Source organism: Salinirussus salinus (assembly GCF_009831455.1).
Classification (GTDB): Archaea; Halobacteriota; Halobacteria; order Halobacteriales; family Haloarculaceae; genus Salinirussus; species Salinirussus salinus.
Window position 1 is genome coordinate 150,654 of record NZ_WOWO01000001.1, and the last position, 15,439, is coordinate 166,092.

General features: G+C 69.3%; 16 protein-coding genes. 7 read left to right on the top strand and 9 right to left on the bottom strand.

Features of this window, described 5'->3' with window-relative positions; genetic code table 11:
- Positions 1-115 precede the first annotated feature (115 nt).
- The 5 genes from GN153_RS00710 to GN153_RS00730 all read left to right on the top strand — a co-directional run bounded on the left by GN153_RS00710 (position 116) and on the right by GN153_RS00730 (position 3,427).
- The gene (locus GN153_RS00710; RefSeq protein WP_159898775.1) at positions 116-391 is read left to right on the top strand and encodes a winged helix-turn-helix domain-containing protein; all 276 of its coding nucleotides are present in this window, start codon (positions 116-118) and stop codon (positions 389-391) included.
- Between the two features lies 1 nt (position 392).
- On the top strand, positions 393-689 hold the full coding sequence (locus GN153_RS00715; protein ID WP_159898777.1) for a hypothetical protein: 297 nt from the start codon (positions 393-395) through the stop codon (positions 687-689).
- Between the two features lie 43 nt (positions 690-732).
- Positions 733-1,224 carry a cation:proton antiporter regulatory subunit gene (locus GN153_RS00720; RefSeq protein ID WP_159898779.1) on the top strand — a complete coding sequence of 164 codons (492 nt, stop codon included), beginning with the start codon at positions 733-735 and terminating at the stop codon, positions 1,222-1,224.
- A gap of 61 nt (positions 1,225-1,285) precedes the next feature.
- A complete protein-coding gene (locus GN153_RS00725; protein WP_159898781.1) occupies positions 1,286-2,497 on the top strand; it encodes a cation:proton antiporter in 1,212 nt (403 codons plus the stop codon).
- Positions 2,498-2,620: 123 nt separating this feature from the next.
- Positions 2,621-3,427: a DUF5781 family protein gene (locus GN153_RS00730; protein WP_159898783.1), complete on the top strand. Its 807-nt coding sequence runs from the start codon at positions 2,621-2,623 to the stop codon at positions 3,425-3,427.
- 24 nt (positions 3,428-3,451) lie between these two features.
- Here GN153_RS00730 and GN153_RS00735 read toward each other — a convergent pair whose 3' ends face one another.
- From GN153_RS00735 to GN153_RS00755, 5 genes are all read right to left on the bottom strand, one after another.
- Positions 3,452-4,156: an energy-coupling factor transporter transmembrane component T family protein gene (locus tag GN153_RS00735; protein ID WP_159898785.1), complete on the bottom strand. Its 705-nt coding sequence runs from the start codon at positions 4,154-4,156 to the stop codon at positions 3,452-3,454.
- Positions 4,150-4,854 carry an energy-coupling factor ABC transporter ATP-binding protein gene (locus GN153_RS00740; RefSeq protein WP_159898787.1) on the bottom strand — a complete coding sequence of 235 codons (705 nt, stop codon included), beginning with the start codon at positions 4,852-4,854 and terminating at the stop codon, positions 4,150-4,152. The genes GN153_RS00735 and GN153_RS00740 overlap by 7 nt, the downstream gene beginning before the upstream one ends.
- A complete protein-coding gene (locus tag GN153_RS00745) occupies positions 4,851-5,438 on the bottom strand; it encodes a biotin transporter BioY (protein ID WP_159898789.1) in 588 nt (195 codons plus the stop codon). The genes GN153_RS00740 and GN153_RS00745 overlap by 4 nt, the downstream gene beginning before the upstream one ends.
- Before the next feature lie 143 nt (positions 5,439-5,581).
- Positions 5,582-6,184, bottom strand: coding sequence for a 30S ribosomal protein S7 (locus GN153_RS00750; protein WP_159898791.1), 603 nt, complete (start codon positions 6,182-6,184; stop codon positions 5,582-5,584).
- Entirely contained in the window at positions 6,181-6,609 is a 429-nt protein-coding gene (locus GN153_RS00755; protein ID WP_159898793.1) for a 30S ribosomal protein S12, read from the bottom strand. Before GN153_RS00755 ends, GN153_RS00750 begins: the two co-directional genes overlap by 4 nt.
- A 561-nt stretch (positions 6,610-7,170) precedes the next feature.
- On the opposite strand from GN153_RS00755, the gene GN153_RS00760 reads away from it, so the two are divergent.
- Together GN153_RS00760 and GN153_RS00765 are read left to right on the top strand one after the other, a co-directional pair.
- Entirely contained in the window at positions 7,171-8,046 is an 876-nt protein-coding gene (locus GN153_RS00760) for a winged helix-turn-helix domain-containing protein (RefSeq protein WP_159898795.1), read from the top strand.
- A gap of 231 nt (positions 8,047-8,277) precedes the next feature.
- A complete protein-coding gene (locus GN153_RS00765; RefSeq protein WP_159898797.1) occupies positions 8,278-9,051 on the top strand; it encodes an SDR family NAD(P)-dependent oxidoreductase in 774 nt (257 codons plus the stop codon).
- A 1-nt stretch (position 9,052) separates the two neighbouring features.
- Here the strand turns inward: GN153_RS00765 and GN153_RS00770 are convergent, their stop codons facing one another.
- From GN153_RS00770 to rpoB, 4 genes are read right to left on the bottom strand one after another with little or no spacing between them, the layout of a single operon-like run.
- Positions 9,053-9,475 carry a NusA-like transcription termination signal-binding factor gene (locus tag GN153_RS00770; protein WP_159898799.1) on the bottom strand — a complete coding sequence of 141 codons (423 nt, stop codon included), beginning with the start codon at positions 9,473-9,475 and terminating at the stop codon, positions 9,053-9,055.
- A 6-nt stretch (positions 9,476-9,481) separates the two neighbouring features.
- On the bottom strand, positions 9,482-10,696 hold the full coding sequence (gene rpoA2 / locus GN153_RS00775; protein ID WP_159898801.1) for a DNA-directed RNA polymerase subunit A'': 1,215 nt from the start codon (positions 10,694-10,696) through the stop codon (positions 9,482-9,484).
- Entirely contained in the window at positions 10,696-13,605 is a 2,910-nt protein-coding gene (locus GN153_RS00780; RefSeq protein WP_159898803.1) for a DNA-directed RNA polymerase subunit A', read from the bottom strand. Before GN153_RS00780 ends, rpoA2 begins: the two co-directional genes overlap by 1 nt.
- Complete coding sequence (rpoB, locus tag GN153_RS00785; RefSeq protein WP_159898805.1) at positions 13,606-15,438, bottom strand: DNA-directed RNA polymerase subunit B; 1,833 nt, start codon at positions 15,436-15,438, stop codon at positions 13,606-13,608.
- Position 15,439 lies beyond the last annotated feature (1 nt).

A 15,439-nucleotide genomic window follows, 5' to 3' on the forward strand; every position in this document is an offset into this window, starting at 1 on the left:
GGCGCCCGTCCGGCCGGATCGAGCCACCGGTGCCCGTCACGTTTTCCGGCCCCGGTCGGCCGTGACACGGTGTCGAAACGACTTTCAGGATACTCCCGGCATCAAGGGACAGCCAATGGAGAAGGCCCTGTGGTACCTGTTCGCGGGCACGCGCGGCGGGGCAAACAGGGTCCGTATCGTCCGCGAACTCGAGGCCCGGCCCCGGAACGCAAACGAACTGGCCGACCGCCTCGACGTCGACTACAACACCGTCACCCACCACCTGGACATGCTCGAGGAACACGACGTCGTCGAACCCGGCGGGAGCGACTACGGCACGCTGTACTTTCTGACCGACCGGTTCGAACGACACTGGGATACGTTCGAAGAGATTACCGAGGAGGTGAACTGAGATGGCGATGGGACCGGCAGTCATGGGCGCGATGGGGCTGGCGGGAGTCAACGCCCTCATCCTGGTCGTGCTCTCGGGGGTGTGGGTGCGCAACTACCGGACGTTCCGCTCGAATCTCACCCTCGCGCTGCTGGCCTTCGGGGTGGTGCTTCTCCTCGAGAACCTCATGGCCATCTACTTCTTTTTCAGCATGGGGTCGCTGTACGCCGATAGCCCGCTGGTCGGCGAGGCGGTACTCGTCCTCCGGGCGCTACAGTTTCTCGCGCTGGTCTTTCTGAGCTACGTGACGATGCAGTGACCGGTCACCTGGATACTTACCCCGGGCGAGCACAAGGTCGGGTATGGACGTTACCGAGAGCGACCTCCCCGGGGTCGGCAAGCGCCACAAGGTCCCGCTGGGCGACGGGCGGGAACTCGTCATCGTCACCCACAACACGGGCACACGCGAGGTGTTCGTGAGAGAAAGCCCCGACGCCGACTCGGAGAAGCTGCTGGAACTGTCCGACCGGCTGGCCCGGACCGTCGGGACGATCCTCGAGGGGGCGTACTTCCAGCCCGTCGAGTCCGAGCACGTCGAGACGATGCTGAGCGAGGGGACGCTGCTCGAGTGGTACGCCGTCGACGAGGGGTCGCCGCTGGCCGGGCAGACCCTCGGAGACGCCGCGGTCGGCGAGCGGACCGGGGTGACCGTGGTCGCGGTCCAGCGGGACGGCGACGTCATCGCCGGGCCCGGGCCGGAGACGACCATCGAGGCCGGCGACACGCTGGTCGTGGTCGGCGACCGCGAGAGCTGCGAGGCCTTCGAGGCGACGCTTCTGGGGAGCGCCGAATGAGCGGCGGGCAGAAGACAACACGGGCTGTAATCGGCCCGCCGGCACGCGAGGGGGGACGGTAGTGGCCGACCTGCTCGAGGTCGGGGTCCTGTTCGCCGCCGTCGCGGCCGTCGGCGCGGTCGCGGCCCGGCTCGACAAGTCCGTGATCCCCTTCTACATCCTCACCGGGATCGCGCTCGGTCCCTCGGTCGCCGGCGACCTCTCCGTCGCGGGCGTCGCCGTCCCCTCGGTCACCGCCTCGGAGTTCGTCGACCTCGGCGCCGAACTCGGGATCGTCTTTCTGCTTTTCTTTCTCGGGCTGGAGTTCAACCTCGACCGGCTGCTGGCCAGCCGGAGCCGGATCGGCACCGCCGGTACGGTCGACCTCCTGGTGAACTTCGGCGTCGGGCTGGTCCTCGGGTTCGCGCTGTTCGGGGAGGCGCTGGCCGCTCTGCTGGTCGCGGGGATCGTCTACATCTCCTCGTCGGCGATCATCACCAAGTCGCTGATCGACCTGGGGTGGATCGCGAACCCCGAGGCCGACCCGATGCTGGGGACGCTTGTCTACGAGGACCTGTTCATCGCGGTCTACCTCGCGGTGGCGGCCGCGCTCGTCGCCGGCGGGGACGGCCTCGGCGACGCGGCGCTGTCGGTCGGGGTCGCGCTGGGGTTCATCGCCGTCCTCGTCGTCGCCGTCCACGTCGGGACGCCCGCCTTCGAGCGGGCGCTCCGGACCGGCTCGAACGAACTGCTGGTGTTGCGGGCGGTCGGCGTCACCGTCCTGGTGGCCGGCGTGGCGCTCGCGGTCGGGGTCAGCGAGGCCGTCGCCGCCTTCTTCGTCGGGATGGGCTTTGGCTCGACCTCGCAGGTCGAACGCCTCGAGGGGTTACTCGAACCGGTCCGGGACGTGTTCGCCGCCGTCTTCTTCGTCTGGATCGGGCTGGAGACCGACCCGGCGCTGCTGCCCGGTGTCGCCGGGCTCGTCCTGGTCGCCGTCCTCGTCACCACGCCGACCAAGCTCGTCTCGGGATACCTGGGCGGGCGGACCTACGGACTCAGCCCCCGGCGGTCCGCCAGGGTCGGTCTGGGGATGGTCTCCCGGGGGGAATTCTCCCTCATCATCGCGACGGCGGCCCTGGCGGGTGCCGGTGCGGGGCTGTCGACCGAGGTGGCTGAGACCCTCTACGCCTTCACCGTCGGCTACGTGCTCGTGATGAGCGTGGTCGGGACGCTGCTGATGCAGTACTCCGGCCCCTTCGAGGCGTTCGCGACGGCGCGGTTCGGTCCCGGATGACCGGCCGCGGAGACGACGGGCGGCACGTGGCGGGACGGCGGGCGAGAACGACCGTCGCAGGACGGGGACGCAAACCCTGCGACCGGCGCAAGCGTCATACGGTCACGTCCCCCCACTAGAGGCATGGACGTGCAGGTACGCGGACCGGGGCCGGCCGACCCGTTTCTCGGGGCACGGGACCTCTTTGCCACCGAGTGTGACCTCGCCCGGCCGGTCACCGTGCGGATCGTCGACGACCCCGACGAACGGACCCGGGCCAGCCACACCGACGACGCCCACCGGCTGACTATCTCCCGGCAGGCCGCCACCTCGGCGATGGCCCGCGAACTCGCACTCCACGAGTTCGCCCACATGCACCACTACGAGGCCGACCACCCCTCCCACACTCAGTCCACCGAGGAGGCCATCTTCCTCGCGCTCGCAGGGAGGAGCGTCGAGCAGCGCAAGCTCACCCACTGCTACCAGATCGCCAACCACATGAAGGACATCTACGCCGACGACCTCTGGCTGGAGGTCGCCCCCGCCGACAAGCTCGTCGCCTTCCTCGAGTCCTCGCTTGCGGCCGCGGTCGCCGACCGGCCCGCCGAGCCAGGCACCGGGACCCGGGAGCACGTGGCGGCGAAGCCGCCCCGGGACGGGGAGTCGGCGCAGCCGGTCTCCCGACTGACTCCTGCTGCCGACCCCGAGATCACTGCCGTCAACGCCGCCTTCGCGCTCGCGCTCGTGGAGCGCCACGGGCTGGTCGACGAGGACCACCGGCTGTACGACCTCGCGCACGCGGCCGCGGCCGACGCCCCCGAGGTCGACCTGGCGGAGTTCAAAGGGCACTTCCGCTCGCTGTCGCCGGAGCCCGACGAGAGCGAGTACCGGAAGGCCCTCGTCGACGTCACGCGCGCGTACGCGGGCGGTTCCGGGCCGGCGGCCGACTAACCGGCGGCGCCAGGTTCGCGGCCATTAGAGAAGCGGCGTCGCGGCCAGCAGTACAGCCAGTGCGAGCACCGGGTAGTCCGGCCGCGAGAACCGGAGTGCCGGCAGTGTCGGGTCGTAGGCGAAACACCGGGCCCGGAGTGCGAGTGCCAGCCGGTCCGACCGGGCCAGCGCCCGCAGGACCGACAGGGTCGCCAGCCGGCTCGCGCGGTCCCGCAACGACCGCCCGTCACCCCCGCGTGCGCGAACGGCGTCCCGGACGCGGCGCACGTCCGCGCGGACGACGGGCACGAACCGGACGGTCAGCCCCACACCGACGCCCAACAGCTGCCCGGGACGGCCCGGGACGGTCCGCTGGACCGCGGCCCGGGTGTCCCGGACGGGCGTCGAGCGGATGAACGCGGCACTGACGAGCAACACCGGCACCACGCGCGCGACCGCCCGCAGTGACTCGAGAGCGGGGCCGACCCGGAACCACGGCGGCCCCGGCACGACCCCGCCGAGGACCGGCCCGAGTGCCAGGACGACGAGCACGACGCGGTAGGCCCACAGCGCGCGAAGCGGGGAGAGTCGCGCCACGGCCAGACAGCCCGCCGCGAGCGCGGTCATCGCGGCGAGCCACGCCGGCGTCGGCCCCGCGAAGACGGCGACGGCAAACCCCGCCTGGAAGGCGAGCTTCGAACGGGGGTCGAGCCGGTGGGCGAGACCGTCGCCGGGCCGGTAGTTCAGCATCCCGGGACGCGCACACCCAGGTCGGGTAACCGGTCGCGGGCTGTCTCGGGGTCGGCGTCGACGACGAGTCGACCGTCCCGCAGGCCGAGCACCCGGTCGGCCCGCGACAGGACGTCCCTGAGGTCGTGGGTGACGACCACGACACCGGTCCCGTCGGCGTGCAGGGCATCGAGGTGGGCGAGGACCGACTGCCGCGCCGGCCAGTCCAACCCCGCGAAGGGCTCATCGAGCACGAGGTGGTCGGGCTCCATCGCGAGCGCGCCGGCGACCGCGACCCGGGCCTGTTCGCCCCCCGAGAGCGCGTCGACCCGCTCGTCGCCGCGGCCGGCCATGTCGACGGCCGCCAGCGCCGCCTCGACCCGGCGGTCGACGGCCTCCCGGGCCAGCCCGAGGTTCTCGGGGCCGAAGGCCACGTCGGCGCCGACCGTCCCGGCGACGAACTGGTCGCGTGGCCGCTGGAACACCATCCCGACGGCCGTCCGCGCGGCGACCGGGTGGTCGGCGGCCGACCGCCCGTCGACCAGCGCCTCCCCCTCGTCGGGCACGAGCAAGGCGTTGAAGTGTCTGACCAGCGTCGTCTTCCCGCTGCCGTTCGGGCCGGCGACGACGACCCACTCGCCGTCCGGGATAGTGACGGAGACGCCATCGACCGCGGGCTCGCCGTCGTACCGGTGGACCAGGTTCCGGACCTCGATCATGTGGCCCGACGGAGCGCCTCGTTCCCGCTCGCGACGGCGCCGACGGTCAGCGCCGCCTTCAGCACGTCCGGCGGGAGAAACGGCGCCATGGCCGTCGCTGCTGCCTCCAGGGGGATACCCTGCGCCCACGCGAACCAGGGGACGCCGACGGCGTAGATGGCGGCGACCCCGACGCCGAGTGCGACGGCGAGCGTGACGACCGACACCCTCCGGAGGTCCCGGGGTTCGACCCGGCGGTGGACGACGGCGCCGACCAGGACCGCCGCGAGAAGGAATCCGACCAGGAATCCACCCGTCGGACCCAGAACGTACCCGAGTCCCGCGTTGCCGTTGGAGAACACCGGTGCCCCGGCGAGTCCGACAGCGAGGTACAGCGCCAACCCGAACCCGCCCCAGACCGGCCCGAGCAGGAGGCCGGCGAAAAAGACCCCGAACGGCTGGAGCGAGAACGGAACGGCGATCCCCGGGACCGGTATCGACACGTACGCCAGCACCGCCGTCAGCGACGCGAGCAGGACGGCCGACGCGACGTAGCGGACGGTCCGGTCGCCGACCAGCTCGACGGACTCGTATCGTTCTGCCATACCCGGCGGTGCGACGTCAACGATAAAAGAATCATTGGTTTACGAGCCGGGCGGACACCCCGGACCGACGGCCGGCTCCGGGCACAGGTGAACGACGGAGCGAACGCGCAAAACGAACAGGGTGAGGCGAAGAGCCGGTCGCGTTACCGTGCTGCGGCGGCGACGCGCTCTTTCTCTTCTTTCTGGTTGACCGCGTAGGTGGAGACGTCGTTGTTGGCGGCGCCGATGAGCTGCTGGGCGACGGCGTCGGCGGCGTCGGTCTCGGTCTTGAAGGAGTCGCTGTGGACTCCTTCGGCGATGAACTTCAGCGCCTGGTCGACCCGGCGCTGGGGGGAGATGTCGACGGCCTTGGGAACCGAGATCCCGCCGTACTTCAGGCGGACGGTCTCCTCGCGGGGGGCGCTGTTCTCGATGGCCTCGACGAGCACCTGGACGGGGTTCTCGCCGGTCCGGTCGTGGATGGCCTCGAAGGCGTCCCGGACCAGGGAGGTCGTCAGCTGCTTCTTGCCGGTGTTCTCGTCGGTCTGCATCAGGCGGTTGATCAGCCGCTCGACGATGCTGATCTCCGACTTCTTGAACTGCTTGTCGGCGTGGCGCCCCATCGTGTGGGCGATGGGCGTGACGGTGATGTACCGCTCGGTGGAGGGGTCGGTGTACTCGATGTCGTCGACGCTCCAGCGCTGAAAGAGGAGGGCGTCGCTGTCCTCGCTGCCTGGAGCCTCGGGTTCGGGCTGGTCGGTGCTCATCTGACTGGCTTCTCCGCGTTGCCCCGCACCAGTTCGATCATCGACACGCCGTTGACCTTCTCAACCTTGTAGTTGACCCCGGAGAGGTCGCCCATCGCACGGCCCTTCGCGCCGCCGATGCCCGCGATGGTCACTTCGTCGTGCTCGTCGATGAAGGAGATGGCGCCGTCGCCGGGACAGAAGGCGGTGACCTGCTTGCCGTTTTTGATGAGCTGGACCCGGACGCACTTCCGGATCGCGGAGTTGGGCTGTTTCGCTTCGATGCCGACCTTCTCGAGGACGATACCCCGGCCCTGCGGGGCGCCCTCCAGGGGGTCCGATTTCTCGCCGAGCCCCCGCTCGCGGCGCGCGTACTCCGAGTCGGACCACCGTCGCTTCTGGCGGTCCTTCTTGAGTTTCCGCGCGGCGTACTTGCCGTTTGCCATAGTGCACTCCGCTACCTCCCCGAGCCACTTAAGCGTCGTCTTTCGCCACGGGGTGTCTCGTGAAGGGATTCAGGGCGGGAGAGACCTGAGAGCAGCAAGAAAGCCCCCGCTCGCTCGGCTATTGCGACTCGCTGTCTCCGGAAATCGGAGATTTCCGGGATGAGCGCGGGACTCCGTCCCGCGAACCGTGCGAGCGGGCGCGTTGCGCCCGCGAGCAGATGACGAGAGACGGCTTCGCCGTCTCTCGAACCACGCTCCTCACTCCGTTGCGGTGTCTGCTCACGGCAGCTTCGCTGCCGTTCGCACGGGCCGAGGCGCCTGCGGCGCCTCGCGGCTTGCGTCGTCTCAGGCGCCGAGCGCGAGGTCGGCGCCGCCGACCTCGTCATGCCGTGGCGGCGAAGCCGCCACGCGAGCGGCCCCTTTCAGTCCCGCCCGGCCTGGACAGCCGAATTGGGCGGGGCTTTCTTGCTGCTCTCAATATCCCTGCAGCACGACAGCCCAACTACACGCTACCTTCGCCACCGGCGGGAGCCTTTTGTGCGCGCCGGCCGACCCGCCGGCATGTCCGAGACCGGTGACGGCGAGCAGTTCCCCGACGCGCTCGACCCCGCCGACGCCTTCGCCGCCCTGGCGGACGGGACCCGCGTCGCCATCCTCCAGGCGCTGTGGGAGGCCGACGACCAGACCGCCACCTTCTCCGAGCTGCGCGAGGCCGTCGGCGTCGGGGACTCCGGACAGTTCAACTACCACCTCGACAAGCTCGCCGGCCACTTCCTCCGCAGGACCGACGACGGCTACGAACTCGCGCTGGCCGGCCGCCGCGTCATCGGGAGCCTGCTCGAGGGTGCCTACACCAAACGCGGGTCCATCGACCCCATCGCGCTCGACCGGCCCTGTTCGTACTGCGGTGGGGACCGCACCTTCCGGTACGAGGACGAACGGGTCACCATCGACTGCGCGGACTGCTCGCTCTCGGCCCGCTTCGAGGTCCCCCCGGGGGTGTTCGCCGGCTACGACCGCGGGCAGTTCCCCGTCGTCGCCCGGCAGTATCTCCGGGTGATGCTGTACGAGGCCGCGAGTGGCTTCTGCCCGTTCTGCGAGGGGCGCTTCGACGTCGCTGTCGACCCCGCGGGGGTCGCTGCCGACGACTACGAGTACGACTTCCCGACCGCGCGGTACACCTGCGCCCGCTGCGGGGAGGAACTCGTGACCGACCTCGGGACCGCACTCCTGTTCGAGCCCGCGGTCGTCGGCTTCTACGCCGACCACGGCCTCGACGTCCGGGAGGGGCCGCTGAACCGGTTCATCGTCACCCACGACGTCGATGTCCTGGCGGACGACCCGCCCGAAGTCGCCGTCACCTACACCGCCGACGGCGAGCAGTTGCGGGTGGTCGCCGGGCCGGGCCTGTCCGTACGCGAGACGGAGCGGGTCTAGATGGGCCACACCTCGCGAACGGTCACCGAGACGGTCCCCCCGACTGCCACCGCCGGGCCCGCCGGTCGCGAACAGCACGGCAGGCAGGGCGTCGAGACGGCGGCGCATGAGTACGCCTCCGGCAGCCGTGGTGAACACGCGCCCGACAGTTGCCAGCCGCCGGGTCCCGGCGATACCAAGACATACCAGCCCGGCCGGCGAACGGGGCGGCATGAACGGGCGTGAACGGCGATGACGGTGCTCGACCGGTTCCGGCTCGACGGCGACGTGGCCCTGGTGACGGGTGCTGCGGGCGGCATCGGCGGCGCCCTCGCGGAGGCGATGGCCGAGAGCGGGGCGGACGTCGCGGTCGCCGACATCGACGAGGAGGTCCACGCGGTCGCCGACCGGCTGGCTGCGGAGACCGACGCGGCTGTCGAGCCGGTCGTCGCCGACGTGAGCGAGGAGAGCGAGGTCGAGGGGATGGTCGACCGGACGGTCGAGGCGCTGGGCGGGCTCGACGTCGCCTTCGCCAACGCCGGCGTCGCCATCCGCGGCGGCCCGGCGCCGGAGTACGACATGGACGCCTGGGACGAGCTGATGGACGTCAACCTCAGGGGCGTGTTCCTGACCGCGCGGGCAGCGGCCGCCCACATGCGGGACCACGGCGGCGGCCGCATCGTCAACACTGCGTCCATCCTGGGATTCAACGGGACGAGACTGGAGGGACTGGCGGGATACACTGCGGCGAAGGGTGGCGTCGTCAACCTCACCCGCCAGCTGGCGGCCGAACTCGCCGACCACGACATCCGGGTCAACGCCATCGCGCCGGGCTTCATCGAGACGGCGATGACCGAGGAGGGACTCGGCGAGGTCGACAGGGACGTACTCGTGGGTCAGATCCCCGCCGGCCGGATCGGACAGCCGGCGGACCTCAAGGGACTGGCTCTCTACCTGGCAAGCGAGGCCTCGCCGTACACGACCGGCGAGACGGTCCTCGTCGACGGCGGGATGGACGCGGCCTGAGCTACGTCAGCTCGATGCCGTCGATATCGAAGTGTCGCTGGGCCAGCTCGCGGGCGGCCTCGATGTTCTTGCCGCCGGTACCGATGGCGGCCCCGTGGTCCTCCTGAGCCACCTCGGCGTAGGCGACGGTGTCGTCGTTCTCGCTGATGGTGACGTTGTAGACTGCCGCCGGAGCCAGGGCGTTCGCCACGAAGTCCTCCGGGGTGGCGGCGTCCTCGACCAGCTTCACCTCGCGGTCCAGCCGGTCCTCGACGCGCTTGACGTTCTCGCCGCCGGCGCCGATCGCCTGGCCCATCTCCCCGGCCGCCACCAGATAGACCACGCGGTCGTGTTCGTCGTCGACGATACAGTCCCGGGCGGTCGCGTCGGTCTCCTCCTCGAACAGCGCGAGCAGGCGACGAGCCTCGTCGGACAGGCGGATCATCTCGTCTCAGTCCGCGCCCGACTCGGAGCCGGTCTCGCGCTCGCCGGAGGCCATCCGCAGGTCCACGTCCCCGGTCCCCAGTTTGATCGGCTTGCCGACGATGACGTTCTCCGTGACGCCGTTGAGGTCGTCGACCTCGCCGTGGATCGCGGCGTCGAGCAGGTGCGAGACGGTCACCTCGAAGGCCGCCCGCGCGAGCACCGAGTCCTTCGAGCCGGAGATGCCGTGGCGGCCGATCGACTCGATCGTCCCCTCGTTTGTCATGATGTCCGCGACCAGCATCAGGTGGCGGATGTTCACGTCGTCCAGCCCCTGCTCTTCGAGGGTGTTCATCGTCTCCTCGATGATGGCCTCGCGGGCCGCCTCGACGCCCAGGTTCCGGTAGATCTCGTGGATGTTGTTACAGGTCGTCCGGGAGGCGTCGACGCCCTCGATGTCCAGCGCGTCGCCGAACGCCGACCCCTCCGTGTAGAGGACGAACTCTTCGCCGTCTTCGGTCTCCTCCTTGCGGATGACGACCCGGGAGACCTCCTCGATCCCCTTGAAGACGATCTCCCGGAGCTCCTCGACGAGCTGGAGCAGGTCCCGGTAGGAGGGCTGTTCGGGCCCGAACTGCACCACGAGGTCGCGCTGGGTGGTCTCGACGCCGAGTTCGGCCTCGATGGTCTCGGCGATCTCTTCGGCGACGGCGACCGGGTCCTCGGCGGTCGGCCACCGCTCCATCAGCGTCTCCTCGTTCAGCGCCACCTGCACCACCATGTCCGCGACGTTCGTCGACACGTCGCCCAGCTGGAGGATCTTCGTCGCCTCGATGTTCCAGACCACCTCGTGGGCCTTCTCGCGGTCGGCCGCGTACTCCTCGTCGAGGTGGACGGTCATCATCGGCGTATCCGGTTCCTTCCGGGCGTCGACCAGCTCGATGAGCCGGGGCAGCCCCTGCGTGACGTCGATCTCCGCGACCCCGGCGTAGTGGAACGTGTTCATCGTCATCTGGGTGCCGGGCTCGCCGATCGACTGGGCCGAGACCGTCCCGACCGGGTCAAGCGGGTCGACGCGGGTCTCGCGGTACTCCGCGACGGTCGCCTGGATGACCTCGTCGGCCTCCTCGGCAGTCGCGTCCCGTCCCTCGAGCGCCTCGTACAGGTTGTCCTTCAGCCGGCGCGGGAGGTCGGCGTCCTCGACGAGTGCGGCGACGTCCTCGGAGACGTCGTAGTCGGTCATCAGTCGTCACCCTCCGCGGCCCAGTAGCCGTCGGCGTGTTCGGAGAGGTTCGTCGGCTCCGTCCGTTCGCCGAGGAACCGCGCTTTCTCGCGCTCGTCGTCGAACTCCTCGTCGAGGACGCGCTCGGCGATGGCGTCGACATCGACGGCCTCGCCTTCCTCGGAACTGGAAACCTCGACCGGCGAGGTGCCGTCCTCGCCGAACTCGAACTGGACGACCGTGTCCGAGGTGTCCCGGACCGTGCCGTCGTACTGGGTCTCGAGTTCGGAGAGCGCGTTGATCAGCCGGCGCTGGAGGTAGCCGGACTTGGAGGTCCGGACCGCCGTGTCCACAAGCCCCTCGCGGCCACCCATCGCGTGGAAGAAGAACTCCTTGGGCTCGAGACCCTCGCGGTAGGAGTGTTCCACGAAGCCGTGGGCGTCAGCCGAGAGGTCGTTGGGCTCGAAGTGAGAGAGCGTGCGACCCTCGTAGCCGCGGTTGATCCGCTCGCCCCGGACCGCCTGCTGGCCGACACAGCCGGCCATCTGCGTGAGGTTGAGCATCGACCCACGCGCGCCGGACTCGGCCATCACGACCGCGGGATTGTCCGAGCCGAAGTGGTCCTCGGCGATGTCGCCCGCGCTGTCACGGGCCTTGCCCAGCGTCTGCATGATCTTCATCTCCAGGGTCTCGTCGACCGTCCGGCCCGGCAGCGACTCGAGGTCGCCGCGGCGGTAGGTCTCGATGAGCTCCTGGACGCGCTCGCGGGCGTTGCCGATGGCCTCGTCGACCTGCTCCTGGGCCTCCTCGGGGATCGACTCGTCGTCGATCCCGATCGAGAAGCCGAAGTGCATGATCGTCCGGACCGCGAGCGACGACACTTCGTTGATGAAGATGCGCGCCCGGGTCCGCGAGTAGGCCTTGGCGATGGTGTCGACGACTTCGCCGCCGAAGGCGCCGACGGCGTCCTCGTCGATGGTGCCCTCGAGTAGCTGGCCGTCCTCGATGACGACCTCGTCGCCCGCCGAGGAGGTGAACTGGAGGTCCAGCCCGTCGGGCAACAGCTCCGAGAAGATGGTCCGGCCGGTCCAGTAGGCCTCGCCGTCCTCCTCCCCGTCGGGTGCGGGCAGCTCGTCGATCCGGGTCGCCCGCAGCAGGTCGAGCGCCTGCGTCTCGTTGAAGTGGGGGTTCTGATTCGTGAGGAGGTATGTCGCGGTGACGTGGTCCTGGATGGCGCCGAGGATGTTCTCGCCGAATCGCGGGGAGAGCATCTGCTCCTGGACGCGCATCAGCACGCGGGCCTCCGCCCGGGCCTCCTCGTTCTGGAGGGCGTGCATGTTCATCTCGTCGCCGTCGAAGTCGGCGTTGTAGGGGGGACACACGGTCGTGTTCAGACGGAAGGTCTTGTACGGCATCACGACGACCTCGTGGGCCATGATCGACATCCGGTGCAGCGACGGCTGGCGGTTGAACACGACGATGTCGCCGTCGATGAGGTGTCGGGAGACCTCCCAGCCGGGCTCGACCTTCTCCGACAGCTCCTCGCAGTTCTTCTCGGTGACCTTCAGCCGGCGTCCGTCCGGGCGGCGCACGTAGTTCGCGCCCGGGTGGGCCTCGGGCCCGTTGGAGACGTAGCGGCGCGCGGTCTCCAGGTTGCGCTCGTTGACGTTCATCGTCTGGGTCATCTCGGAGGCCACCCGCTCGGGGACGCCGACCTCGTTCAGGCTGAGGGTCGGGTCCGGCGAGATCACGGTCCGCGAGGAGAAGTTCACGCGCTTGCCCGACAGCGAGCCCCGGAACCGCCCCTCCTTGCCCTTCAGGCGCTGTGAGAGGGTCTTGAGGGGGCGACCCGAGCGGTGTCGCGCTGGCGGCGTCCCCGAGATCTCGTTGTCCATGAACGTGGTAACGTGGTACTGCAGCAGTTCCCAGAGGTCCTCGATGATCAGCTGGGGAGCGCCGGCCTCGCGGTTCTCCATGAACCGCTGGTTGATCCGGATGATGTCGACCAGCTTGTGGGTGAGGTCGTCCTCCGAGCGCTGCCCGTTGTCGAGCGTGATCGAGGGCCGGGCGGTCACCGGCGGCACCGGGAGGACAGTCAGGATCATCCACTCCGGCCGGGATTTCTCGGGGTCGATCCCCAGGACGGCGATGTCCTCGTCCGGGATGTCCTCGAACCAGTCCCGGATGTCGGAGGGCATGAGCTTGTTCATGTCCTCCTCGGTGAGGTCGACGTCCAGCGCGGACTCGATGGCCCGGCGGTCCTCCTCGCGGGGGCGGAACTCCCCGGAGAGGATCTCCTGGACGCGGCCGGCGTCGATCCCCGTCTCCTCGGCCAGGTCGGTCGGCGTCACCCGCTCGCTATCCTCGTCGGGCTCCATCGCCGCCGTGATCCGCTGGGGGTACTCCGCGGCCAGCACCTGCTGGACCTCGTAGTAGGTGGTGGGCTTCTCGTGGTTGATGTCGAACTGCTGTTCGCCACAGTACGGACAGCGGTCCTTCTTGCGGGCCTGCCGGATCGCGGCCTTGGTGACGTCGCTGAGGTCGTCCCCCAGGTCCCGCGAGCGCTGGAGCCGGTCGCGGAACTCCGCCTTCTCCTCGTCGGTGAGACAGAGCCGGGAACACTCCCGGCAGGTCCCCCGGAGCAGCCGGCGGATGAGCTTCGCGAAGCCGACGTGGATCACCGGCGCCGCAAGCTCGATGTGCCCGAAGTGGCCGTTACAGGAGCCGGAGTGTTTCCCGCAGGTCTTGCACTCCAGCCCGGGGTCGATGACACCCAGCCGCGGGTCCATCAGCCCCATGTCGATGGGGAAGCCGTCGTCGTCGTAGGTGTCGGCCGTTATCACCTTCGTGGCCGACATCTCGCGGTACTCCTCTGGGTCCATCAGCCCGAAGCTGAGCTTGCCGATCTCTTTGGGTGCTTGTGTGCTCATTTATACAGCGTCCTCCAGTTCGATCCGCGGCGCGATACCCAGCGCCTTCATCTCGTCGAGCAGGAGCTTGAAGGCGTAGCTCATCTCGATCTCGTGGACCTCCGTCTCCTCTTCGCAGTTGGGACAGTAGACGCGGCGTTGCTCGACGTTCTCGACGGCGGTCATCCCGCACTCGCCACAGACGTTGATGTACTCGCGGTCCGATTCGTCGAGCAGCCGTTCCTTGAGCGCCATCGCGGCGCCGTGACCGATCAGGACGTCCCGCTCCATCTCCCCCACACGAAGGCCGCCCTCGCGGGCGCGACCCTCCGTGGGCTGGCGGGTCAGCACCTGCACCGGCCCCCGCGAACGGGCGTGGATCTTGTTCGACACCATGTGGTAGAGCTTCTGGTAGAAGATGGTGCCGACGAAGATCTCCGCCTCGATCTTCTCGCCGGTCACGCCGGAGTAGAGCGTCTCCTTGCCCGAGGAGTCGAAGCCGTGCTCCTCCAGCGAGGTGCGCAGTTCCCCCTCGTCCTCGCCGGTGAAGGCGGTGCCGTCGACCCGCCGGCCCTCCAGCGAGCCGACCTTGCCGCCGATCATCTCGAGGATGTGGCCGACGGTCATCCTGGAGGGCAGGGCGTGTGGATTGAGGATCAGGTCGGGAACGACGCCCTCGTCGGTGAATGGCATGTCCTCCTGGGGGGCGATGTGGCCGACCACGCCCTTCTGGCCGTGCCGGGAGGCGAACTTGTCCCCGAGTTCCGGGATCCGTTCGTCCCGGACCGAGACCTTCGAGAGCTTGGAGCCGTCCTCGCCTTCCATCAGGGTCACGGTGTCGACGACGCCCGATTCACCGGAGCGCATCGTCACGCTGGTCTCGCGGCGCTTCTGTGGGGAGAGTCCGCCCATGTCGTCGGGCTCCTCCAGAAAGCGGGGCGGGGACGTCTTCCCCAGCAGGACGGCGTTCTCGTCGACCCGCGTCTCGGGATTGACCAGGCCGTCCTCGTCCAGGTGCGTGTAGGCTTCCTCGCCGCGGGCGCCCCGGACCTCGTCGTCGGGGATCTCGAAGCGGTCCTCCTGGCCGCCCGGGTACCGTCGCTCCTCGCCCTCGTAGGTCCGGAAGAAGTGAGAGCGGGCGAGCGCCCGGTCGACGCTGCCCTGGTTCATCACCAGCGCGTCCTCGATGTTGAACCCCTCGTAGGACATGACGGCGACGACGAAGTTCTGGGCGGCTGGCCGGTCGTCGTAGCCGATCTGCTCGGTCGTCTGGGTCTTGACAAGCGACAGCTGCGGGTAGTGCAGGAGGTGCTGGCGGGTGTCCGGGCGCACCCGGTAGTTGGCGCTGGGCAGCCCCAGGGACTGTTTGATCATCCCCGACCCCATCGTGATCCGCGGGGAGGCGTTGTGCTCGGGGTAGGGGATCATGCCCGCGCCGATGCCGAACATCAGCTGTGGGTCGATCTCCAGGTGGGTGTGGTTCGGGGTGAGCTCCTCCTCCTCGACGGCGACGTAGATGTCGCCCTCCTCCTCGGCGTCGATGAACTCGACGTAGCCGTGTTCGACGAGGTCCTGAAACTCCAGCTCGCCCTCCTTGAGCGCGTCGACCTCCTCCTGGGAGATGAGCGGCTCGCCGTCCTCGACCACGAACAGCGGGCGCCGGGCCCGGCCGGCGTCGGCGTTGACGATCACCTCGTCGGTGTGTTCGTTCACCGAGACGTTGACCATCTCGCTGACGTCGCCCCGGCGGCGGGCCTGGCGGATCTGGTGTGCGAGCTGTTCGGGGTCGGGGTGTGTCCCGACCAGGCTCCCGTTGACGTAGACTTTGGCCTCTCTGGCCTGTTGCTGGCTCATG